Below are 21,321 nucleotides of genomic sequence, written 5' to 3'. Positions count from 1 at the left end.
CCCACCGGGTTCGCCGGTGGGGCCTCTCAGTTCGTCAGGCGATAAGCACCCGGGTCTTTAGTTGCAGGCGGAGGCGATAAACCCGGCCAGCCCCTTGTCGGCAGCGTTCGTCTCCAGATTCCACGGGGACTTGAACGCCCCGCCGACCAGGTGGCAGCCGATCTGGTTGCGGGTAGTGGACTTGTTGATCTTCGCCTTATTCGTCGAGTTCACCTGGGCATTCGCAAGCTCTGTTTGCGCCGCTCCCTGCCAAGTCGCCGCGCAAACGACGTTGCCGGGGCACGCAGCCTTGGCAAACAGCGTCGGCGTCATCGCAATGCGCGTGATACCGGCGTACCAAGCCCACGACTCTGTCCACGTGCCGCCAAGCCACGGGTCTGCCACAACGGGGTAGGCGTTTGATGCATCGTGAGCGACATGCTGGACGAGGTCGTTGCCGTCGACCGTGTAGGTGGTGCTCACCGCAGCACCGTTGGCATCCACCGCCCACGGAGCGAGGATCGCGTAAAGAACGCTGCCATCGGCGGCGGTCACTGCCACGCCACCATCGTCGACGGACTCGAGCGTGACATCCGCGGGCAGATCCAGCTCATAGCGGTACTCCGTAGGACTCGACGCGCCGTCGATGACGGAGATCAACTGCACCGAACCGTCGTCCTTCACCACCGGCACTGCCGTCGACCCGTCCCCGCCATCAAAGCCAACGAGGCCCTGTCCGATTGTGGCTGCATCGGCTGCCGCGCCAGGAAGAGTCACCCCGATCTCGACCGCACCAGAATCGATGACCACAGGGTCCGCGGAGTTACCCGGGACGGTCACCCCCACTGAGGCCGGGTCCGCGTTGTCAGAGAGGACATCAGGCGCCTCGTCAGTCTCAGCCGTCACCGCCAATGCGGCCAGAACGTCGCCGTCGTCTTCGCTTGCAGCGGCAGCTGTCGCCCCCAACGACGCCAGAAGAAGCCCCCCAACGGCCGTAGCGACCACTCCAACACGCAGTCGTCTCATCATCACCAACCAACCCCGATCTGCCCTAGTCGCCGACTCTCGGCGAGTACTCAGCATCACTCTAATCAACTAGAACTCTGCTTTTCCAGATATTCCGAGCCATCAGAATATAAACTGCTAATATGAATGCATGAGCGTTACCGATCTGCAGTTCGCGGTCCTGTCCTCGTTGGCAGCAGGCCGCCGCCATGGCTATGGTCTGCTGCGCGACGCAGAGGAGCAGCTCGAGAAGTCCTTGCCTGTCGCCACCGTGTACGCGGCACTCGAGGTCATGGTCAGCAAGGGGTGGATCACCCCCGACGGCGAGGAAGTCGTCCAGAGCCGCACCCGCCGCTACTACGTCCTCTCCCCCACGGGGGCGCAGACCTTGGAAGCACGCGCCGACCAGCTGGAGTCGCAGGCGCGCCTCGCGCACGAACGACTCCGAAACGCAACCGGGAAGGCGGCCACCGCATGACCACTCTCGAGCAGGATGTCGAACGGATGCTGCGGTGGTACCCGCGGCACTGGCGTCAGCAGCACGGGGACGCACTGATCGGTCTCCATATGGACCGCGCCGAGGAAGTCGGCGACGCAGCCAAACTCAGCCCCGAGGATCAAGCGGCCATGCGCGCGGAGGGACTCTTCGAACGCACCCGCCATACCCTTCCCATCGTCACTGCTGCACTCGGTACCGCCGCCATCGTGGTCGGGTACATTCTCGCGCTCGGAGGCAACAACGCCATCGGCAACCCCTTGTGGCTCTTCGCCGGCCCGCTGTTGCTAAGCCTCTCCCTATGGAGCCTCCGCGCCTCCCACGACGGACGGTGGAGCGTCCAGACGGTTGTTCCTGCACTCGCCTCTGCGTTTGCCGCCCTGGCACTCCTCACGACCATGAACATCGCCATTCTTCGCGACGGCACCGGAATCATTCCGAGCGTCGGGAGCCTATGGGCGATCGGCGCTCTCAGCGCAGCCTTCATCGGTATCGCCGTCGCCGTAGCAGCCGCGCCGAGCTTCCAGCGCGGTGGGATGTCCAAAGACTGGGCCCTCACCGTCGGATTCGCCGCCGGGTTCGTCGGCGCAATTCCGCTCTACCTCGGCCTGCTCGCCGGAATCGTCGCCGCGACTGCCGGCGGTGTCCTCCTCTGGCTCACCATCCGCTCAGCCCGGCGAGGAAGCGGCACCGGGCTGTTCGGTGCAGAGCAACGCGAACTCGCCTGACCGCGAAAACTTCGCCCAGCGTGCAGCGCCTGTCAGACCGATCCGAGCCGCTCTAGACCCAGCGATGGGCCCCGCCAGACATTCTGCCTGCGGGGCCCATCGCTGGGTTTCAGGCGAGCCGTTTGATGAGCCGGTTGATCTGGTCAGGTTGAAAGCCGCTCCAATGGTCCTGGGGACTGCTGCACGGATAGGTGACATCTGATCTGGCTTGCCCGGGAGGGTGGCCTGGAAGGATGGCATCGTGCCAAAGCCCTATCCCACCGAGTTCCGTGACGACGTGGTCCGCGTCGCGAGGAACCGCGAGTCCGGAGTCACGATCGAGCAGATCGCGAAAGACTTCGGCGTCCACCCGATGACGTTGCAGAAGTGGCTCGGCCGCGCCGCGGTCGACGAGGGCGCCAAGCCCGGCCAGTCCCGGACCGAGGCGGCGGAGATCCGTGAACTGCGGAAGCGGAACCGGCTACTCGAGCAGGAGAACGAAGTACTCCGGCGGGCGGCGGCGTATCTGTCGCAGGCGAACCTGCCGGGAAAAGGCTCTACCCGCTCGTGACGGAGCTCGCCGCTGCAGGGATCCCTGTGACGGTGACGTGTCGGGTTTTGAAGCTCTCTCGTCAGCCCTACTACCGGTGGCTGGCCGCTCCCATCACGCCCAGTGAGGTGGTGGAGGCGTATCGTGCGAACGCGTTGTTCGACGCGCACAAGGATGACCCGGAGTTCGGTCACCGGCTGCTCGCCGACGAGGCAGCGGAGGCGGGTGAAGCGATGGCCGATCGGACCGCATGGCGGATCGCATCGAGCAATGGCTGGTGGTCCGCGTTCGGGAAGAAGCGGGGCCGCAATGGCAAGAAGCCAGGCCCGCCGGTCCACGACGATCTCTGCGCCGTCATCGACGAGGACGGCAGAACGCGACATGTGTTCGCGGCCGAGGCGCCGAACGAGCTCTGGTTGGTGGACATCACGGAGCACAAGACCGCGGAAGGCAAGCTCTACTGTTGCGCGATCAAGGACGTGTTCTCCGGCCGGATCGTGGGGTACTCGATCGATTCGAGAATGAAGTCTCGTCTGGCCGTCCAAGCGCTCGAGAACGCTGTCGCCATGCGCGGCGACGTCGCCGGCTGCGTGGTTCACAGCGACCGCGGCAGCCAATTTCGCAGCAGGAAATTCCTGCGCGCCCTGACCCGACACCGCATGGTCGGATCGATGGGCAGAGTCGGCTCAAGCGGAGACAACGCGGCCATGGAAAGCTTCTTCGCCCTGCTCCAGAAGAACGTCCTCGACCGACACTCCTGGACCACGCGTGAGCAACTGCGCATCGCACTGGTGACCTGGATCGAGCGGACCTACCACCGACGCCGACGCCAACGGCGCCTGGGCCGTTTGACGCCCATCGAGTTCGAGACCATCATGAACACGACCGCCGCACTGGCGGCGTGACTACAACCTGTCACCTATCCGTGCAGCAGTCCCACCTGATCAGCATCACGATGAGGACACCTGTATCAATTGCTGGACCCACGACATTCAATAGGAATACCAGACCGCTCGGCCCGACACACTCACTGGATCGTAGGTGGCAGCGGTAGCGAGCAAGGTGGATGAGACAAACCGTTCAGGACGGGTTCAACGGATGATGTGTCGGACGGCGCCCAGGCGCCAGGGACCGTGCCCGAGCTCAGGGCAGGGTGTGCAGCGCTGCAACGAGGCGTGACCCGAAATCGTCCTCGGTGCGTAGGACGACTCGATTCCGCGCGCCTTCGACGGCGACCGGCCCGTGGTAGGCCCGTCTCAGATCGACGATGGTGGCGCCGCGCGATGGCCCGTTGGCCAGTTCGACCGTGATGGGCGAACGGGCCTCGTGTAGGACGGATTCGTCGCCGACGGCGACCGCGACAGCGAGAGGGTCGTGCAGGGCGCATTCCTGTAAACCGAAGACGTCCTCGTAGAACCCGAGATAGTGAACCAGCGCTTCACCGATCAGTCTCGCGGTCGTGCTGGAGGAGGCCTGAAGCTGGGCAGCGTCCGCGGCGGTTAGGCGCTGGCGCATCGTTGCGTCGAGCGGCACCATGCGTACGCGCATGGCAGAGGCGAAGACCCGCTGCGCCGCTTCCGGGTCGTGCCAGATATTCGCCTCGGCGACCGGGGTGGCGTTCCCGGCGTGTTGCACAGCACCTCCCATGACGACGACCTCATCGATCAACGTCGCGATCGACGGGTCCATCGAGAGTGCGATCGCAAGATTCGTGGGTGGCCCGACGGCGATGATCACCAGTCGACCCGAGTATTCGTGGGCGAGACGGACGATCGCCGCCGGCGCGGACTCGGCTGATGGCTGTCGCGCGGATGTGGGGAGCGCGACGCCGCCGAAGCCGTTCGTCCCGTGGACGCGGTGGGCGGTCCCCGCGAAGGCCCCGTCCAGCGACGTCGCCGCACCCGTGTGAACCGAGATATCCGGTCGACCCGCGACAGCAAGCAGATCGAGCGTATTGATCGTCGCCTGTGCAACGGAGACGTTGCCGAAGACCGTTGTGACCGCGACGAGCCGGTCCCCGTGGCGCGCGAGCATATAGCCGAGCGCCAGGGCGTCGTCGATCCCGGTATCGCAGTCGATGACGAAGAGGCGGTCGTCAGGTTCGGTCGAGGGGGTGATGGATTGCACGGATCTGCCTCTCGTCGGTCGCCCGGAGGCCGGGTCTGTCAACAACTCGTTAAGACTTCGTTTCGGTGTGTGCCGAGACCGTATCCCCGGAAGATACTGGGTGCGGAATCGATTCGTCACAAGTGTATCCACGCGGAGCGTGGGAGCGGAAGGAATGGCACGTGAGATCGCGCCGCGTGTATCTGGCTGGGCCCGAGGTGTTTCTGCCGCAGGCTCGCGAACTGATCGAGCGCAAACGTGCGCTGAGTGCGAGCGTGGGCTTCGAGCCGTCGCCCCTGCACGCCGACCTGAGCCCTGGGGATGCGGCGACGCCCCTCGGGCGAGGAATCGGGATCAGTCGTCGCAACGAGCGGCGGATGGACGAGGCGGAGATCTGCATCGCCAACCTCACACCCTTCCGCGGCATCAGCGCCGACGTCGGCACAGTCTACGAACTCGGCTATATGGCGGCTCAGGGCAAACTCGTTTTCGGCTATACCCACGAACCTCGCGACTACTCGGAGCGCGTGGCGGCGTACGACGGCGGGACGGCTCGCGACGAAGAGGGCATCCTCCGGATGACAGACGGGCAGATGGTCGAGGACCACGGAATGTCCGACAACCTCATGCTGGAAGGCGGCATCCTCCTGCGCGAAGGGGCCCTGATTCGCGCGGCCCAATGGGTGCCGTGGGACGACCTCGGTCCTTTCACGCGATGCCTGCAGCATATCCGCGACGTGCTCCGCTCCGGCGCATGACGAACGTCCAACGAAGGAGGCACACGTGAAGCAGATCAAGCTGGGCGTTTTCGAGTTCGCAACACCGAAACCCACGTGGGCGCATCCGCGCGCGACGTCCCACCGCTACGGCGAGCTCGACTACTGGATCGAGTACGCCCAGAAGATGGATGCGGCCGGCTTCGATTTTCTCTTGTTCGCAGACGGCTATGGATTCACCACCGTCGACGGCAAGCTCTCGGACGCCGCGGTCAAGCAGGGCTTCGCCGGAAGCGATGCGATGCTTATGATCCCGGCGCTTGCGCACGCGACGCGTGACCTCGGCTTCGTGGTGACGTATCCGACCGGAAGAGACCACCCGATCCAGACGGCCCGCCGCTTCGCGGCGCTGGATCAGCTCACGCACGGACGGATCGCCTGGAACATCGTGACGGGGGCCGCGCAGGACTCGGTCGCCTCTCTCTTCGGTGACGCCGTGATGGTGCCGCACGACGAGAGGTATCGGCGTGCCCGGGAGTACGTGGATCTCGCACTGAAGTATTGGGAGGGGTGCTGGGAAGACGGAGCGGTGGTCGAAGACCGCGAGAGCGGGATGCACGCGGATCCCGCCAAGTTGCACCGCGTCGAACACGAAGGCACGTTCTACCGGTCCTCGGGGTACCTCTCCGTCGCGCCGACGCCGCAGCGGACGCCGCTCCTCTTCCAAGCCGGTACCTCGCCCGCGGGCAAGGCTTTCGCCGCGGGGTATGCCGAATGCGTGCTCGTTCAGGCGATGTCGGCGGAGCAGGTCACCGAGGCGGTAGCCGACATCCGAGCGCGCGCCGACGCCGCCGGCCGCGACCCCGCGCGGATCAAGATCGTCGTCGGGATCACCGTCAATGTCGCTCCCACCCGCGAGGAGGCGCTCCGTCTGCGCTCCGACTACGAGGCGCTGACATCTGACGAGGATGTCGCCACGGTGTACAAGCACCGCACGGGCATCGACCTTCTCGGTCTCGACCCCGACCAACCCCTCACGCAGGTGCCGGCCGAGCTGCTGAAGACCGAGCTCGGCCAGACGAACGTCGATCGCTTTCTCCCGCGGGACGGCGAGTCGGGACCGACGGTGCGGGAGATCCTCGTCGAGCTGAAGAACCCGGGCTTCGGGATGGCGGGGGACCCCGCCGACATCGCCGACCGGATTGAGGAGCTGATCGACCGTACCGACCTCGATGGGGTTCTCATCCGTCCCGTGTTCGGGCTGCAAGAGGTCGACGCTTTCGCTGAGTTCGTCATGCCGGAGTTGCGACGCCGGGGACGCCTTCCGCAATTCCCGTTGGAGGCTGCCTCTCTACGAGAGAGGATGCTCGAAGCCGGTCCTCGAATCTCGGACGACCACATGGGCGCCCCGTTCCGAGTCGAGACGGCGGCAGCTGGCCATTAGCCGGAACCACGGGGAGGAGTCAGGAGGCGGCGACCCCACGGTTGGCAGCGCCCGGATGCGTATCGCTCAGGCGAGGATGTCCGCTCAGCCGCCCGCGGAAGGTGTCGCCCGCGGACGAGGCGGGGACGCGGAGGCCACGCTCTTGCATGACGGGCAGGACGTGGGTGACGAAGCGCTGCAGCTCGGCGATGTCCAGTGCCGGTTGCAGCATGAAGCCGTCGATGTCGGTCGCCTCGACGATGCGCGTCATGGCGTCGACGACCTCTTCGCCGCCCCCTGTGATGGTCCAGTCGCCGAGTTTCGCACCCTTGAGGTCGTCGAGGATCTCACGCACGGTCATCGCGCGCTCGCCCGGCCGAGGGAGGTACTTGCGCACGTCGCTCTGGTTCATCTCGCCGAGATCCGTGCCGCGCTGGCTGAGGGGCAGGGTCGCGTCGAGCGACATCAGGTCGATGCCAGCGAGGGCGCGGAACTGACTTGCCGCACCCTCGTCCGTCTGCAGATCGATTATGCTCCTGCGCCATGCGTGAGCCTCGTCGCGGTCCGGGCCCGCGATGATGCTGACGCTGCAGAACATCGTGATGTCGTTCGCATCCCGTCCATACGCGACCGCTCGGCGCCGGATGTCAGCGACGCTCTCAGCCGTGCGTTCCAGGCTCTCGGACTTGACGAAGACGCACTCCGCGTATCGCGCTGCGAAGTCCTTGCCCACCTCCGAGGTGCCAGCCTGGAACAGGACAGGCGTGCGCTGAGGCGAAGGCTCGACGGTGAGATAGCCGGACGTGCTGTAGAACTCGCCACTCAGGTCCAGACGGTGGATCTTTGACGGGTCGGCATAGACACCGCGATCCCGGTCCACAACGACGCCATCGTCCTCCCATGATCCCTCCCACAACGCGAGCACCATCTCGAGATACTCCCGTGCCCGCGCATACCTGTCGTCGTGGGCGCGCATCTGCTCGTGGCCGAAGAGGAGCGCGATCGCGTCCTGCGAGGAGCCGGTGACGACGTTCCACCCGAGCCTTCCCTTCGTCAGATGGTCGAGCGAGGCCAGGCGTCTCGCCGTGTGCACGGGGTGATCGAGACCGGTCGGACTAGTGAAGACGAGACCGAGCCGCTGCGTCGCGTACGCGAGGGCCGGGATCAGGGTCACCGACTCCACCCCGGAGAAGCTGCCACCCTCGACGGCTGCGGGCAGAACGTCGCCATCCGCGTCGATCGGGTACCCGTAGCCGTCCGCGAAGAACAGGTAGTCGAAGTCCGCCGCGTCGAGCAGTTGCGCCATCTCGACCCAGAAGGCGAGGTCGGTGTACTCGTGGTGGCGGCTCTCGGGATGCCGAAGAGCGAACTTGTTTCCGTTCGCCGCTCGCGCGGACTCGAAGACGCCGAGGCCGATTCGCTTCATGGGGTTCCTTTCACAGACAGAGATGCCGCGATGACATGCAGAGATGCCGCGAGCGGTGCTTCGAGGCGGGTGCGTGCGGTCAGCCGGAGATTCCGAGTCGACGCGTGACCCAGCCGCTTACGATGCCGAGAAGCAGGTAGACGACAAGGACGACGATCACCAAGGCGATGCTCGCCGCCCACAGCTGCAGGTATTCGGCGCGTGCCGACGACAGGGTGAGCAGATATCCGACGCCATTGCCGGTGGCGAGCCACTCGGCGAGCGTCGCGCCCGCGATCGCAGCGGGCACCGCAATTTGCGTCGACGCGATGATCGAGGGGACGGCGTACAGTAAGCGCACCCGCCGCGCCGCATCGAAACTCGAGCCGCCGCTCGCCCTGACCACATCGATCGCGCCGTCGGGCGCGGCGCGCAGCCCCGTCATCACGTTCACGAGGGTGGGGAAGAAGCTCACGAGGACGACGACGATGGTTACCGTCAGGATGCCGCGCCCGAACACGATCACGACGATCGGCAGCATCGCGAGGATCGGGAGCGACCTGAGGACGATCGCGAGCGGTAGCGCAACCCGGCTGAGTCCGGGCACCGCCACCAGCGCGAGCGCGCCCGCTATGGCCAGAACGATTCCCACGATGAAGCCGGTGGAAGCATCGATTACGGTTTCGCCCAGCGCCACGAGGAAGACGCCCCAGAACGCCTCCGGGCCCAGGCCGCGCAGGGCGTCGCCCGTGAATGCGTACACGAGGAGCTCATGCGGCAGCTTGACAAAGTACTCGTCGAGGCCGAAAGCGAACCGCAGTGAGTACCAGAAGGCGATGATGACGACCAACGCGATGAGAGCGGAGCCGATCGCGGACCACGAGGCCAGCGGAGTCGATTGGGCGCCCGCAACCGAGGTGCCGACCGACGTTCCGCGACCCGCCCACGGTACGACGACCCGCGCCAGGAGTGCGACGAGACCGAAACCCAGGGCGGCGATGACGCCCGCGAAGATCCCGATAGCCCAGACACGGTTCACCAGCATCATCTCTTGAGCCGAGATGAGGAGCGCACCCAGTCCCTCCGCCGAACCGAAGAACTCGGCGATCAGCGCGCCGAGCACCGCCGCGGGGACGGCGATCTGCAGAGCGGCGACGATGCTCGGCAGCGCCGACCACAGGCGCAGGAATCGCAGTCGTGCCCACTCGCGTCCTCCGCTCGCCGTGATGACGTCGAGGCTGCGGTCGTCGACGGAGCGAAATCCGAGGAGCACTCCGATGAGCAGGGGGAAATAGACGAAGAGCGCGGTGACGACGACACGTGCCATCTCGGGCTGCAGAGCCGCGATCAGGATCGGTGCGATCGCGACGGTCGGAATCACATTGAGGACGATCGCGACGATCATCACCACGGGCTGGCTGATCGGCAGTAGGAAGCAGATCGCCGCGAGCGGAATGATCACGATGATCGACCACATCAACCCCAACGCCGCGTTGTTGAGCGTGAAGAGCGCATTCCTTCCGATGAGTTCTGCGTCAGCCGCCAGCTGCGCTCCGAGCTCCCAGGGGAAGGGGATCACGTGCCGACCGGAGAACGCCCAGGCCACCAGGATCCACGCGGCGAACAACCCGACGATGATCGTCGCGGGCAGGACGAAACTGCGGGGTTCGATTGGTCTGCGTGACGCGCGGGGGGCCTCGGTGATATGGGTTGTCGCCATCACGTGCGCTTCGCTTCGAACAGCAGCTGAGACAGCTGATCCGCGTACGCGTGAAACTCCGGGCTGGTGCGCGCTTCTGTCGTGCGGGGCCGCTCCAGCCCGACATCGACGCGGGCGACGATCCGACCCGGACGGGCCGCCATCACGAAGATGTGATCGCTGAGGAACACGGCCTCTGCGAGAGAGTGCGTGACCAGGAGGGTGGTCGTCGGTCTTTCCGTCCAGATGCGCTGCAGTTCGGTGTTCATGGTGTGACGCGTCATGTCGTCCAGTGCACCGAACGGCTCATCCAGGAGAAGCACTGTGGGCTCGAGGACGAGCGCACGCGCGATCGCCACGCGCTGCCGCATACCGCCCGAGAGCTGCGCGGGTCGTGCCTTCTCGAAGCCCGCCAGGCCGGTGAGCGCGATCAGGTCCGCGATCGCTTTCTTCTGGACCCGTCGCCCCGCGACCTGTAGCGGGAGAGCGATATTGGCCTCGACCGAACGCCAGGGCAGAAGTGCGGAGTCCTGGAACGCGACACCGATGTGATGCGCCTGCTGGACGTCGGTGGCCGACTGGCCGAGGAGCGACACCTGCCCAGACGTGGGGCTGTCGAGTCCCGCGAACATCCTTAACAGGGTCGACTTGCCGCATCCCGACGGCCCGATCAGTGCCGTGAATGATCCTCGGTCCGTGTCGAACGAGACGCCATCGAGCGCCGTGACCGGACCTTGGCTGGTCTTGAACGTCTTGACGACTTCCTCCGCGCCGAGGCCGGCTCGAATCGAGCCCGCCTCGGCGCCGAGGGCCGATGCCGAGGCATCCGTCATCAAAGGATGCCTTCGGCTACGGTCAGGTCGAAGATGTCGTTCGCATCGAGGTCGATGACCAGGATGTTGTCGAAGAGCGACTGCGTCTCTTCGATGCCGGACTCGGTGACCTCCAGCAGCGCGCCACCAGAGCGCTCCCGTCCACGTTCGATCAAGTCGGCCCACACTACGGCGCCCTCGACCTGGGTCTCGAGCTCGAGCCCCAGCTGCTCGCCGTATGCCTCGTAGGTGATCTCGCCGACGGCCGCGGGGTCTTCCAGGAGGACTTCGACGCCCACGAGTGTGCCTTCGATGATCGCGCGGATCTGCGCCAGCTTCTCGGGATCTTCCAGCGAATCCTGGCGCACCGTCAGGATCGAGCTCCATCGGTTGTAGCCGTGGTCGGCGACCGGGATGACGCTGGTCTCGATTCCCTGCGCGGCCAGGACGACCGGCACGTTGCCGATCGGACTTACGATCGCGTCGACCTCACCTGAGGCAAGGGGCGTGGGTGAGCCGTCGACCGGTACGGTCGTGATCGTGTCCATGTCGAGTCCGCGCCACTCGAGGAACGGCAGGGTGGTGCGGTCGTTCGCGCTCAGTCCGATCGTCGCGCCCTCCAGATCCATGGGTTCTTCGATGCCCGAGTCCGCGAGCGAGACGATCGCGTTGGAGGAGTACTGGTAGACGGCAGCGACGCCGACGAGCGGTGCGCCACTCAGTACGGAATTCGCGAGCGATTCGGTCGTCATGAGCCCGACGAGCGCACCGCCGCTGACGATCTGTGCGTCGACGGCGACTTCCGGTCCGCCGGGAAGGATCTCGACGTCGAGGCCGAGGTCGTCGTAGTACCCCTCCTCAACGGCAGCGATGATGGCGCCGTTCTCGATGTTCGGAAGCCATCCGAATTGAATGGCTGCTGCACCCAGATCTGCCGGCGCTCCGTCGGCGGACGGGACGGATGCGGGCTCGGAGCCCCCCGCGCAGGCTGCGAGGGTGAGGGATATTCCGGTCACCGCCGCGAGTGCGGCGAATCGGCGGGCGGACAAAGAACGGGAAACGCGAGTGGACATCTCGGTGCTCCTTCTGGTGGAGGTGATTGGACGTGCAGTGTTCGGGTCAGATGGATTGGGAGGGATGGAGGACGGGACGCGGGAGCGCCGACAGTGCGGGCGTGGGAGTGCCGATGAGACGTTCGCGAAGTGTGCCGCCACGAGGTTCGGCGGGCATGATGCCGTTCTCACGCAGGAGCGGCACGACTTTGTCGATGAATGCGTCGTATGACACGGTTCCGCCGAAGGTGCACTCGATGAGGTAACCGTCCAGATCGGTCTCGCGCGCGATCTTTTCCAGCTCGGCAGCGCACTGGGACGGTGTTCCCGTGATCTTGAATCCGCCGGTCGTCTCGACGATCCCATCGAGGATCTCTCGCACCGTCGGGCTCTTCCCATCCGGCGACTGATACTTCAACGCGCTCGACTGGCCTACTTCGCTGCGAACGCCGTCGAGTGTGTCTTCCGGGTCGTACTGCATGAGGTCAACACCGCTCCAACCCATATACAGGGCCGCCATCGCGGCGGTGCTGGGTGCTGTCGACAGCGACCGGCGGAGCTCCCGGGCCTCTGCTTCGGTGTCCCCGACGATGACCGAGACGCTATTGACGACCTTCACGGAGTCGCGCGACCGGCCCGCGGCCTCTGCCGCGTCACGCACACGTGCGACCACGGCCTTCGCCGACGGGATGTCCCGCTTCTGTACGAAGACGGCCTCGGCGAAGTCCGCGGCGAAGCGCAGGCCTCTCGGGGAGGTACCGGCCTGCATGAGGGTCGGGGTGCGCTGCGGTGAGGGGTTGGCGGGATAGTAGCCGTCGAAGTCGAAGTACGTGCCGTGGTGCGTGATCCGCCGCACCGCGGACGGCTCGATCGCCACGCGCCTCGCCTTGTCGAAAACCATCGCGTCGTCGTCCCACGCTGTCTCCCACAACTCGAGGCACAGATCGACGAACTCCTCGGCGCGGTCATAGCGCAGATCGTGGGCCATGACCTCGGTCTCACCGAGCAGTCGCGTCAAGGATTCCTGCATGTCGCTCGTGACGATGTTCCAGCCCAGGCGTCCGTTCGTCAGGTGATCGAGCGTGGTGAAGCGGCGGGCATGGACATACGGTCGCTCCACCGTGGTCGATGCCGTCAGGACGAAGCCGAGACGATCCACCGTCGCCGCCAGGCCGCTCACGAGGGACATCTGATCGAGCACGGGAAACTGCACGGATTCGCGGATAACCGCCTCGGGCACCTCGCCCGCCGAGTTCATGGGGTATCCCGACGCATCGGCGAAGAACAGGTAGTCGAAGCCTCCGTCGTCCAGGCGGCGTGCCAGCTTCTGCCAGAACGCGAGGGTGGCGAACTCCTTGGTCTGGCTCAGGGGGTGCGACCACGCATTCGAGAGGAAGGCGGGTGACATCACCTCGAACGCGCCGAATGTGAGCGGCTTCGTGCTGGCGGTCATGTCGTGCCTCCTCTCGATAGAGCCTGCGGAATCGATTCTGCACTCCACGCGAGGTCGGGGCGCACCAGCGAGGCATTTCGTAAACGCCCCGAAAAGATTCGTCATCCGGCCGCAACAAACGGAGGCCGGATCGAAGTCATTCCGTCCCGCTGCGATTCGCGCACGGCGGATGGACCGAACACCGGTGACGATCCGGCCTGCGGGCGACAGGCGCGCGGTCAGGCGATGAGTTCGGCGAGTTCCTTCTGTCGCGACGCCGCACGAGCCCGGATCTCGCGGACGTCCACAGTCAGGATTTCGCCGTCCTGCACCACGATCTCTCCGTCGACCAGGACGTGCCGCACGTCTCGCCCTCCGGCGCACTCGTAGACGAACGCCTCCGGCGAGGCATAGGCCGCGGCATCGGGGCCGTCGGTTCGCAGAACGATCAGGTCCGCGCGCTTCCCGATCTCCAGAGATCCCGTGTGCTGCTCGAGCGCCATAGCGCGCGAGCCGCCGACGATGCCCATCGCGAGCACCTCTTCGCCGCGCACCCCGTTGCGGTTGTGGACGGGCGTCGCCTCAACGAGCTGCTGACCGATCCGTGCGAGCATCGCGACGCGGAAGAGGTCGAGTGTTCCCAGACTGGCGACCCCGTCGGTGCCCAGCCCGATCGCGACCCCGCGTCGCCACATCCGAAGGGCAGGGGGCGCCCCGATGGCGTAGTTCCCCTTCGCGCAGTGCGCGGCCGAGACGCCGTGCCGCGCGAAGGCGTCGATGTCGTCGTCGTCGACGAGGATCGAGTGCGCGCCGTGCAGGGTGTCGTCGAACAACCCCTCCTCAATCAGGTGGTCTATGGGGCGCCGACCGAACCGTTCCAGGGCGAAATCGATCTCGTAGGTTCCTTCGACGAGATGCGTATGGACCTTGACGCCGCGCGATTTCGCTTCGCGGTGGATGCCGGCGACCAGTTCCGGGGTCGAGGTGATGATCTGCCGCAGCGACATACAGCCCGTGACGCGCAGCGACCCGTCCGATGCGGACGGCAAAGACTCGACCACCGCGATGTTGCGCGCGATGGCCTCATCGGTGGTCATCCGCATGGAAGCGGGAATGCGTTCGCCGCTGTCCATAGTGTTCTGCGAGACGGCGCCGCGTATGCCGGTCGTCCATGCGGCTCGCGCCATCGATTCCGGGTGCGGTCCACCGGCTTCGAAGAAGGCGGTCGTGCCGGTGAGGAGCATCGATGAGTAGGCCAGAAGGCCCGATAGTTCGACGTCTTCGGGACGGAGGTTCGATTCGAAGGGAACCAGGTACTCGCGCCACGTCGGCACGCGCAGAGCGCCACGCGTCGCGAGTTGCGGTAGCAATCCTCGCATCAGTGTTTGGGCGGTGTGCAGATGCGCATCGGTCAGCCCAGGCAAGACAATGTCGCCGCTGGCGTAGATCCGATGGGGCGAGGTCCAGCGAGCGTTGACATCGCTCGTCGTGCCGAGATCGACGATGACCCCGTTCTTGATCGCGACGGCACCATCGGCGATGACGCGAGAGCTTCCGTCGAATGTCATGACGTGCGCATTCTGGATGATCTGATCTGCGTGGTGGGTCATTTGTCCTCCAATAGAGGGGGCGACGGGAGTCGCATGTGCCAAATCGATTCGTCTCTTTGCGGAGAATGTCTATCACACACCGAGCGCCTACTCCCGCCGCCCTAGGATGGTCGCACAGCCCGACCTGGCGGAAAGCACGGGGAATGACAATCGAGTACACGCGGGCGACGATCGCCGATGTCGCCGCCGCAGCTGGAGTTTCACGGACCACCGTCTCCGTCGCGCTTTCGGGACGAGGTCGCGTCGATGAGCGCACTCGTGAGCGAGTCAAGACGATCGCCGATGCCCTCAACTACCGTCCGAGCGTGCGCGCGCAGAGGCTGCGCGGAGGCACGTCCAGGACTGTCGGGCTCATCACCGCACTGTCGAACGAGGTCGTGGGCGGCGACTCGCACCTGAGCTTCCTCTTCGCGCTCGCCATGCCGTTGGCACGGATTCTCCTGGAGCGCGGCTACTCCACTCTCCTGCTGCCGCCGGTACGCGACGGCGACGAACTCGATGCGATCGACGCAGACGCCGTCGTTGTCATCGATCCTCGAGAAAATGATCCCCTCGTCGCGAGTTTCCGAGCACGCGGGATGCAGGTCGTGGCGATCGGCGACGTGCCCGGGGTCGACGTTAACGGCGTGGTGGAGCGGGGATATGCCGAGGCCGAGGTTGCGATCGATCACCTCGTTGAGCGCGGCGCGCGCAACATTGCGGTGCTGTCCACGATCGAGCAGCACTCGCTCGCCGCGACGCTGAGACGATTCGTGCGCGATCGCGCCGGCGCGGTAGACGCGCGTCTGCGCCTGGTGGAGGTCTCGACGCAATCGGGTGAGGAACGCGCCTACCGTCGGACGACCGAACTCCTCGCGGAAGAACCTCTGCTGGACGCTGTATACGCCCCTATCGATGTCTTCGCGGTGGGCGCGGTGCGGGCCGTCCTCGATGCCGGTAAGCGCATCCCCGAAGATGTGATGATCATGACGAACTTCGACGGTCCGCGCGCCCAATCAGCCGCTCCTTCGCTCACCGCGCTTGAGCTAAATTTGACCGCGATCGCCGAAGCGGCCGCACAGCTACTGATCGCATGTTTGTCGCAACCTCAATCGGAACGGCGGATAGCGCTGGCTCCGCGGCCGGGCTTGCGCGAACGGGAATCAACGGGCGGCTTCAGGGCCATTTATTCTCGGCCCTGACGCAGTCATCGGTCGATCACGGGCAGCTCGGGCACCGAGACTGCGAACGGTTCACTGTCGGGCAACACCGCGCGCCCGCGACGCAGCGACCTGGGCCTCGGCTGCAAGCTGCGCCTGAAGCTGCGGGCGGTTGGCCGAGCCAGCAGGTGGATGCAGCTCCGAAGCGCGACGGCCGTCGACTGAGCCGAGATCGAGCACCGTAGACACTCGCTCACTTCGGAGCGATGAGATCGACGAGGTAGCGGCGGCGAATGGGAAAGAAGATGCTGGTGTCAGCAACGGAAGACGTGTGGTCGTGAACACCTTCTTCGGTCACTTCTAACGTACCCTGAGGTTTCATTCGAATGGAAGATGCTTCACACCGCACGCGCTCGAACTGCCACCCGGGTGCGGGTGGGCATCTCGCCCACGGTCACTCAACGCGAGATCTCATGTGGGCTCCCGAGCCCGTACTTCCGAAGTCCGGAAGTTGTTGCCAATCCGTTGCCACGAAAGCGCGGGGTTGCGTCCCGCTGAGTGGTGGAGTTTCTCAACACCGTGCGAGTTCAGTTGTTTGTGATTATGCCGCAGTGAGTTCTGGGATCGCGACCTCCTCTTCGGTGATGTTCAGGAGCTTCATGGAGTGCTCGGAGAAGTAGCGGCGGTCGGCGCCGTCCCATTCGTCGTGCTGCTCGATGAGGACGTGTCCGGCCAGGCGCAGTAGCGCGGCGGGGTTGGGGAACGTGCCGACGACGTCGGTGCGGCGCTTGATTTCCTTGTTGACCCGTTCGAGCGGGTTGGTGGACCAGATCTGTCGCCAGTGCGCGACGGGAAATTGACAGAACGCGAGGATGTCGTTTTGCGCGTCCTCGAGCATCCCGGCGATCTTCGGGTGCGAACGGGTCAGCATCCGGACGACTTCGTGGAACTGGGCGAACACGTGCTCGGTGTCGGGTTGGGCGAAGATCGTGCGGATGATCGACGCAACCATCGGCCCCGCGGTCTTCGGAACGTTCGCGAGCACGTTCCGCATGAAGTGGACCCGACACCGCTGCCAGCTGGAGCCTTGAAAGACGGTGTCGACCGCGGCGATCAGGCCGGTGTGAGCGTCGCTGATCACGAGCTTGACCCCGTCCAGCCCGCGGGCTTTCAGGGACCGGAGGAACGTGGTCCAGAACGGTTGCGACTCTGTGTCTCCGACCTCGAACCCGAGGACTTCCCGGCGTCCGTCCGCCGCGACCCCGATCGCGACGACGACCGCTTGTGAGACGACCCGTCGTCCGACGCGGGCTTTGCAATAGGTCGCGTCGAGAAACACATACGGGTAGGTCGTGTCGGCCAGGGGCCGGTCCCGGAACGCGGCAACGTCCTCGTCAAGGTTCGCGCAGATCCGCGACACCTCCGACTTCGAGATCCCGGTGTCGGCGCCTAGCGCCTTCACGAGATCGTCGACTTTGCGAGTGGAGACGCCGTGAACATAGGCCTCCATCACGACCGCGAACAGGGCCTGATCGACCCGGCGGCGACGCTCCAGCAGCGACGGGAAGAACGAACCCTGTCGCAGCTTCGGGATCCGCAACTCCAGATCCCCGGTCGTCGTGGTGAGCGTGCGGGGACGGGTGCCGTTGCGTTGCGTCACCCGGGCGGGTGTCCGCTCGAACGGGGCAGCGCCGATGAACGCGGCCGCTTCCGCGTCGATCAACTCCTGGTAGAGCGTTTCGGTCGCGACCCGGATCCGATCGTTGACATCGGTGAGTTTCAGTTCCCCGAGCAGCTCGAGGAGGGCAGACTGGTCAAGAGCCATCGTGCGTTTGTGTCCTTCCGTGAGATTCCTAGACAGTTCTCACTGACCATCGCACGATGGCTCACCACGTCAACGACGTGACACCCGAGCCGGGAAACTACACCAACCCAGGGGACGCCACCGGCGCCAACTGCGCCGACCCTGCCTGTGCGGATGTCATTGCCAGTCATTGCCCGTAAGCATTTTCCCCGCTCGTTCCCACGAAAAGGGCCCAGATCTGCGTGATTTACGCGGCGCTGGAGCCCATTCCGTATCAAGTACGCTGCGAGGACATCGGTGAGGATTCTGAATCAGGACACCGCCGTACAAACGGACCGTTCTGAGCGGAGACGGAGAGATTCGAACACCCTCTGACGGGTGCAACCGCAGGGCACTTGGATCACAGGTCGCGGATTCATGCACCATTCCGACGTGCGGGATAGTCACCCAGATCACGTCGACGACACGTGCAGTGATTCAGATATGGGCAGGATGTGGCCACGACTCTAGAGTCGTGCGATCGCGATGTCCTGACGCACGCCGGCACCATACCGCGAGCTCCCTGGTAGGTCAGGATAGCTCGCTCCAGTGCCCTTCGTTCCGGGCTTTCGCGGCGTAGCCTCATCCTCCGCTGCGCTCCGGTCCTCCGGCTCACCTCTTAGATGCATCCACTTATGGGCTCCAACCCACCCATTGGTCCCTCATCAAGGGCAGCGTGCTTGTCACACCTCCTGAAGCGATGCGCCGTCGTAGAACTTTCCGGCCTTGTAGACCATGGGATCCACGTCGGACACCTCAAGATGGCGGACTCGGGCGACGATGACGACATGGGTCTTCGCCCGGAAGCGCTCTTTAATCTCCGCCTCGATCGATGCGGATGATCCGTCGATGAGCGGGGACCCGGCCGGTGCACGGTGCCAGTCGAGCCCCGCGAACTTGTCGTCAGCCTTCGAAGCGAACTGAGCGACAACGGAGCGCTGCGAGTTTGCGATGATGTTGATTCCAAGGTGCCGAGCTTCGAAGAGGGCGGGGTAAGTCGCGGAGGTCTTCTGTACGCACACCACCACCAAAGGGGGATCGAGTGATATCGGCATGTACGCGCTTACGGCCAGCCCTCGCGGTCGACCTGCTGAATCACTGACGGTCACGACCGTCACACCGGTCACGAATTTTCGGTTGAACTCCTTGAGCTCGTCGAAAGTGGGACCGTCGTCAGATTCACCAGTGCCGGCAGCGATACCGGCGGATTCGAATGCCGACCCTAGTCCCGGTGCCCCTAGGTCGGACAGCATGTTGACATTGGGATCCCACGTGACGCGCTCGCGAATGATCCGCCCATCGCGCAATGTGCCCTGCACGGCTCCGCCGGCCCGGAGGGCCCGCCCTGTCGGGGGAACGTCGCCGAAGGCGTTCACGAAGGTTCCCGTCGCAGACCAGAAGATCGCGAAGTCGTCCGCATCGACGACGATCATGTCCACCGTCGTCCGCAAGTCGGGAATCGCAGCCCGCATGTCGCGGACCTGGGCCTTCAGCTCCAGCAGCCCCGAAGTGTCCCGCAGCCCGGCATTCTCCAGCGCGTACTCTGGGTGCACGATCGCGTCCAGAGCATCAGCGTCTCCGTGATTCCATGCCGCATCCCAGGCGGAATGCACCAGAGATTTGAATTCTGACATCTTCTTCCATTCCTTGCTCCGCCCGGCGGGCGGTCGACTTACGTGTGGACTCCCGGCGTTTCCCGGAGGTGGATGTCTAGGGTCCGGCCGCTTATCCGCGGATCGGTGTTTCAGCCCAGAAGAGTGCCGCGGTAGCCCCAGTGCGACGGTTGCACACTGCGCAAAATGACGGATGTGTCGTTTCCCGCATCATCGCCGAGGACTGAGGCGACCGCCTGGGTCAGCGCCTCGACCATCTTCTTGCTGAACTCCGGGTCGTCGAATCGCCTGTCGAAGAATGCCGCCTCGATGTGGGCCATAGTTCTCTCTCCCTCTCTGATGGATCTCTGCGCGGGGCTGGTCCGGCCCCGGCAATGTCGGTGGTTGATCAGTGCCCGTTGGACTGGGTCGGCAGATCGCTCGGCTGAAGATCGAAGGCCTCCGAGGCAGCGCTCAGGTACCCCGCAAGGTCGCGGCCATCTCGCACCACGTGCCTGATGTTCGATGGCTGGGACAGGAGCCGAATGTCGGACAGCACGTTCCCCTCGACGACGACGACGTCTCCCACTGCACCGGGCCGCAACGAGCCGAGCGCCGGCCGGTTCAGCAGCAGCGCCGCGCTCGATGTGGCGGTGGCAAGGGCTTCGTCGACGGACATGCCGTGCTCCACGTACAGTTCGAGCTCCCTGGCGTGCGCCCCAAATGGGCATAACGTTCCTGAAGAGTCCGTGCCCATCACCACCCTGACCCCTGCCGCGCGAGCCAGTGCGAATGACTCGAGGGTTCGGTCATGCGCCTCACGGAGATCGGCGACCCCTTGGGCCGTCAGACCGCGCCGCGTACCCTCCCGCTGACACCAGTCGTTGAACGACATCGTCGGCACGAGGAACGTGCCGCGCTCCGCCATCTCGGCAGCCGTGTCCACATCGAGGTACGAGCCATGCTCGATGGAGTCGACGCCCGCCGCGAGGCTGCGTCGGATCCCCTCGGCGGAGAGCGCGTGGGCGGCCACCCGCAGGTCGAGCTCGTGGGCGGTCTCGACGATGGTCGCCAGCTCGGCGACCGTGTAGTTCGGCCAGGTCGGCTGCTCGCCCTTCGACATCCCCCCGCTCGCCATCACCTTGATGAAGTCCGCGCCCGCCTTCGCCTGCAGGCGCACGAGTTTGCGGCACTCCTCGATGCCGTCCGCCGTGTCCCACTTCCGCCGTCGGGTGTATGGCGGGTAGAAGAGGTCGCCGTGACCGTTCGTCATCGTGATCCACCACGGTGCCACAAGAAGGCGGGGCCCGGCGGCCAGGCCCTGGTCGATGAAGTCGCGCAGCTCGATTTCTCCGACGCCGCGATGGCCCATGACCCGCAGCGTCGTGAATCCTGCGGCGAGCGCGCGGTGGGCGTTGCGCAGACCGTGAAGCAGCTTGCCGGGCTCGGTCACCTGGCCGCGGAAGACGTCGCTCGCAATGACGCGGTGGTGATCGGAGTTCGTCGTTAAGTGCACGTGGGCGTCGATCAGACCCGGAAGAACCGTGCTCCCAGAAGCGTCGAGCCGGGGGGTCCCCGGCGGCACGATGCCCTCCGCGCGCGGCCCGGAGTACACCACGACGCCCGCGCGGATGACGACGAGCCCGTCTTCACGGACCTCGCCCGGGCCCGACCAGACCCGACCGCCCTCGATCGCGATGTCGCCCGACGTCATCGCGAGCCCCGCACGATCGCTGCATCCGACATGACCGCTCC

Annotated in this window: 18 protein-coding genes; 6 read left to right on the top strand and 12 right to left on the bottom strand. The window is 65.3% G+C overall.

Going from position 1 to position 21,321, the window contains the following annotated elements:
• Positions 1–57 precede the first annotated feature (57 nt).
• Positions 58–984 carry a hypothetical protein gene (locus ACXZ1E_RS10635; protein ID WP_458040484.1) on the bottom strand — a complete coding sequence of 309 codons (927 nt, stop codon included), beginning with the start codon at positions 982–984 and terminating at the stop codon, positions 58–60.
• A gap of 151 nt (positions 985–1,135) precedes the next feature.
• Here ACXZ1E_RS10635 and ACXZ1E_RS10630 point away from each other — a divergent pair, with 151 nt between their 5' ends.
• From ACXZ1E_RS10630 to ACXZ1E_RS10620, 3 genes are all read left to right on the top strand, one after another.
• On the top strand, positions 1,136–1,462 hold the full coding sequence (locus ACXZ1E_RS10630; protein WP_458040483.1) for a PadR family transcriptional regulator: 327 nt from the start codon (positions 1,136–1,138) through the stop codon (positions 1,460–1,462).
• Entirely contained in the window at positions 1,459–2,208 is a 750-nt protein-coding gene (locus ACXZ1E_RS10625; RefSeq protein ID WP_458040482.1) for a hypothetical protein, read from the top strand. Before ACXZ1E_RS10630 ends, ACXZ1E_RS10625 begins: the two co-directional genes overlap by 4 nt.
• Before the next feature lie 241 nt (positions 2,209–2,449).
• Positions 2,450–3,642 (top strand): IS3 family transposase gene (locus ACXZ1E_RS10620; RefSeq protein ID WP_458040481.1). Its coding sequence is split into 2 segments (ribosomal slippage): positions 2,450–2,734 and positions 2,737–3,642, totalling 1,191 coding nucleotides; the frame shifts between segments, so codons are not numbered across the junction.
• 238 nt (positions 3,643–3,880) lie between these two features.
• Here the strand turns inward: ACXZ1E_RS10620 and ACXZ1E_RS10615 are convergent.
• The gene (locus ACXZ1E_RS10615; RefSeq protein WP_458040480.1) at positions 3,881–4,864 is read right to left on the bottom strand and encodes a nucleoside hydrolase; all 984 of its coding nucleotides are present in this window, start codon (positions 4,862–4,864) and stop codon (positions 3,881–3,883) included.
• A 161-nt stretch (positions 4,865–5,025) separates the two neighbouring features.
• Between ACXZ1E_RS10615 and ACXZ1E_RS10610 the strand changes: the two genes are divergently transcribed.
• Entirely contained in the window at positions 5,026–5,601 is a 576-nt protein-coding gene (locus tag ACXZ1E_RS10610) for a nucleoside 2-deoxyribosyltransferase (protein WP_292814153.1), read from the top strand.
• Between the two features lie 25 nt (positions 5,602–5,626).
• The gene (locus tag ACXZ1E_RS10605) at positions 5,627–7,003 is read left to right on the top strand and encodes an NtaA/DmoA family FMN-dependent monooxygenase (RefSeq protein WP_458040479.1); all 1,377 of its coding nucleotides are present in this window, start codon (positions 5,627–5,629) and stop codon (positions 7,001–7,003) included.
• Between the two features lie 19 nt (positions 7,004–7,022).
• Here ACXZ1E_RS10605 and ACXZ1E_RS10600 read toward each other — a convergent pair whose 3' ends face one another.
• From ACXZ1E_RS10600 to ACXZ1E_RS10575, 6 genes are all read right to left on the bottom strand, one after another.
• A complete protein-coding gene (locus ACXZ1E_RS10600) occupies positions 7,023–8,408 on the bottom strand; it encodes an NtaA/DmoA family FMN-dependent monooxygenase (RefSeq protein ID WP_458040478.1) in 1,386 nt (461 codons plus the stop codon).
• A 79-nt stretch (positions 8,409–8,487) separates the two neighbouring features.
• Positions 8,488–10,107 (bottom strand): ABC transporter permease, encoded by a 1,620-nt coding sequence (locus ACXZ1E_RS10595; protein WP_458040477.1) that lies wholly within the window; start codon positions 10,105–10,107, stop codon positions 8,488–8,490.
• Entirely contained in the window at positions 10,107–10,919 is an 813-nt protein-coding gene (locus tag ACXZ1E_RS10590) for an ABC transporter ATP-binding protein (RefSeq protein ID WP_458040476.1), read from the bottom strand. Before ACXZ1E_RS10590 ends, ACXZ1E_RS10595 begins: the two co-directional genes overlap by 1 nt.
• Positions 10,919–11,971 (bottom strand): ABC transporter substrate-binding protein, encoded by a 1,053-nt coding sequence (locus ACXZ1E_RS10585; protein WP_458040475.1) that lies wholly within the window; start codon positions 11,969–11,971, stop codon positions 10,919–10,921. The genes ACXZ1E_RS10590 and ACXZ1E_RS10585 overlap by 1 nt, the downstream gene beginning before the upstream one ends.
• A gap of 46 nt (positions 11,972–12,017) precedes the next feature.
• On the bottom strand, positions 12,018–13,403 hold the full coding sequence (locus ACXZ1E_RS10580) for an NtaA/DmoA family FMN-dependent monooxygenase (protein ID WP_458040474.1): 1,386 nt from the start codon (positions 13,401–13,403) through the stop codon (positions 12,018–12,020).
• A gap of 218 nt (positions 13,404–13,621) precedes the next feature.
• Complete coding sequence (locus ACXZ1E_RS10575; RefSeq protein ID WP_458040473.1) at positions 13,622–14,950, bottom strand: amidohydrolase family protein; 1,329 nt, start codon at positions 14,948–14,950, stop codon at positions 13,622–13,624.
• Positions 14,951–15,135: 185 nt separating this feature from the next.
• Between ACXZ1E_RS10575 and ACXZ1E_RS10570 the strand changes: the two genes are divergently transcribed.
• Entirely contained in the window at positions 15,136–16,173 is a 1,038-nt protein-coding gene (locus ACXZ1E_RS10570) for a substrate-binding domain-containing protein (RefSeq protein WP_458040472.1), read from the top strand.
• A gap of 559 nt (positions 16,174–16,732) precedes the next feature.
• On the opposite strand, the gene ACXZ1E_RS10565 is transcribed toward ACXZ1E_RS10570, so the two are convergent.
• The 4 genes from ACXZ1E_RS10565 to ACXZ1E_RS10550 all read right to left on the bottom strand — a co-directional run bounded on the left by ACXZ1E_RS10565 (position 16,733) and on the right by ACXZ1E_RS10550 (position 21,280).
• A complete protein-coding gene (locus ACXZ1E_RS10565; protein WP_458040471.1) occupies positions 16,733–17,956 on the bottom strand; it encodes an IS256 family transposase in 1,224 nt (407 codons plus the stop codon).
• Positions 17,957–18,657: 701 nt separating this feature from the next.
• The gene (locus ACXZ1E_RS10560; RefSeq protein WP_458040470.1) at positions 18,658–19,608 is read right to left on the bottom strand and encodes a flavin reductase; all 951 of its coding nucleotides are present in this window, start codon (positions 19,606–19,608) and stop codon (positions 18,658–18,660) included.
• Between the two features lie 110 nt (positions 19,609–19,718).
• A complete protein-coding gene (locus tag ACXZ1E_RS10555) occupies positions 19,719–19,907 on the bottom strand; it encodes a tautomerase family protein (RefSeq protein WP_458040469.1) in 189 nt (62 codons plus the stop codon).
• A gap of 68 nt (positions 19,908–19,975) precedes the next feature.
• Positions 19,976–21,280 (bottom strand): amidohydrolase family protein, encoded by a 1,305-nt coding sequence (locus ACXZ1E_RS10550; RefSeq protein WP_458040468.1) that lies wholly within the window; start codon positions 21,278–21,280, stop codon positions 19,976–19,978.
• Between the last annotated feature and the right edge of the window lie 41 nt (positions 21,281–21,321).

This window comes from Pacificispira sp. HM-600 (genome assembly GCF_977993705.1).
Note: the sequence above shows the minus strand (reverse complement) of the source record. Positions and strands in the feature narration are given on the sequence as shown.

What these genes read in the sequence shown, in the direction of transcription:
- ACXZ1E_RS10550 (WP_458040468.1), bottom strand. Translation starts at nt 21,280, where the DNA reads ATGACGTCGGGCGACATCGCGATCGAGGGCGGTCGGGTCTGGTCGGGC.
- ACXZ1E_RS10570 (WP_458040472.1), top strand. Translation starts at nt 15,136, where the DNA reads ATGACAATCGAGTACACGCGGGCGACGATCGCCGATGTCGCCGCCGCA.
- ACXZ1E_RS10580 (WP_458040474.1), bottom strand. Translation starts at nt 13,403, where the DNA reads ATGACCGCCAGCACGAAGCCGCTCACATTCGGCGCGTTCGAGGTGATG.
- ACXZ1E_RS10560 (WP_458040470.1), bottom strand. Translation starts at nt 19,608, where the DNA reads ATGTCAGAATTCAAATCTCTGGTGCATTCCGCCTGGGATGCGGCATGG.
- ACXZ1E_RS10590 (WP_458040476.1), bottom strand. Translation starts at nt 10,919, where the DNA reads ATGACGGATGCCTCGGCATCGGCCCTCGGCGCCGAGGCGGGCTCGATT.
- ACXZ1E_RS10595 (WP_458040477.1), bottom strand. Translation starts at nt 10,107, where the DNA reads ATGGCGACAACCCATATCACCGAGGCCCCCCGCGCGTCACGCAGACCA.
- ACXZ1E_RS10565 (WP_458040471.1), bottom strand. Translation starts at nt 17,956, where the DNA reads ATGGCTCTTGACCAGTCTGCCCTCCTCGAGCTGCTCGGGGAACTGAAA.
- ACXZ1E_RS10625 (WP_458040482.1), top strand. Translation starts at nt 1,459, where the DNA reads ATGACCACTCTCGAGCAGGATGTCGAACGGATGCTGCGGTGGTACCCG.
- ACXZ1E_RS10575 (WP_458040473.1), bottom strand. Translation starts at nt 14,950, where the DNA reads ATGACATTCGACGGAAGCTCTCGCGTCATCGCCGATGGTGCCGTCGCG.
- ACXZ1E_RS10555 (WP_458040469.1), bottom strand. Translation starts at nt 19,907, where the DNA reads ATGGCCCACATCGAGGCGGCATTCTTCGACAGGCGATTCGACGACCCG.
- ACXZ1E_RS10600 (WP_458040478.1), bottom strand. Translation starts at nt 8,408, where the DNA reads ATGAAGCGAATCGGCCTCGGCGTCTTCGAGTCCGCGCGAGCGGCGAAC.
- ACXZ1E_RS10630 (WP_458040483.1), top strand. Translation starts at nt 1,136, where the DNA reads ATGAGCGTTACCGATCTGCAGTTCGCGGTCCTGTCCTCGTTGGCAGCA.
- ACXZ1E_RS10585 (WP_458040475.1), bottom strand. Translation starts at nt 11,971, where the DNA reads ATGTCCACTCGCGTTTCCCGTTCTTTGTCCGCCCGCCGATTCGCCGCA.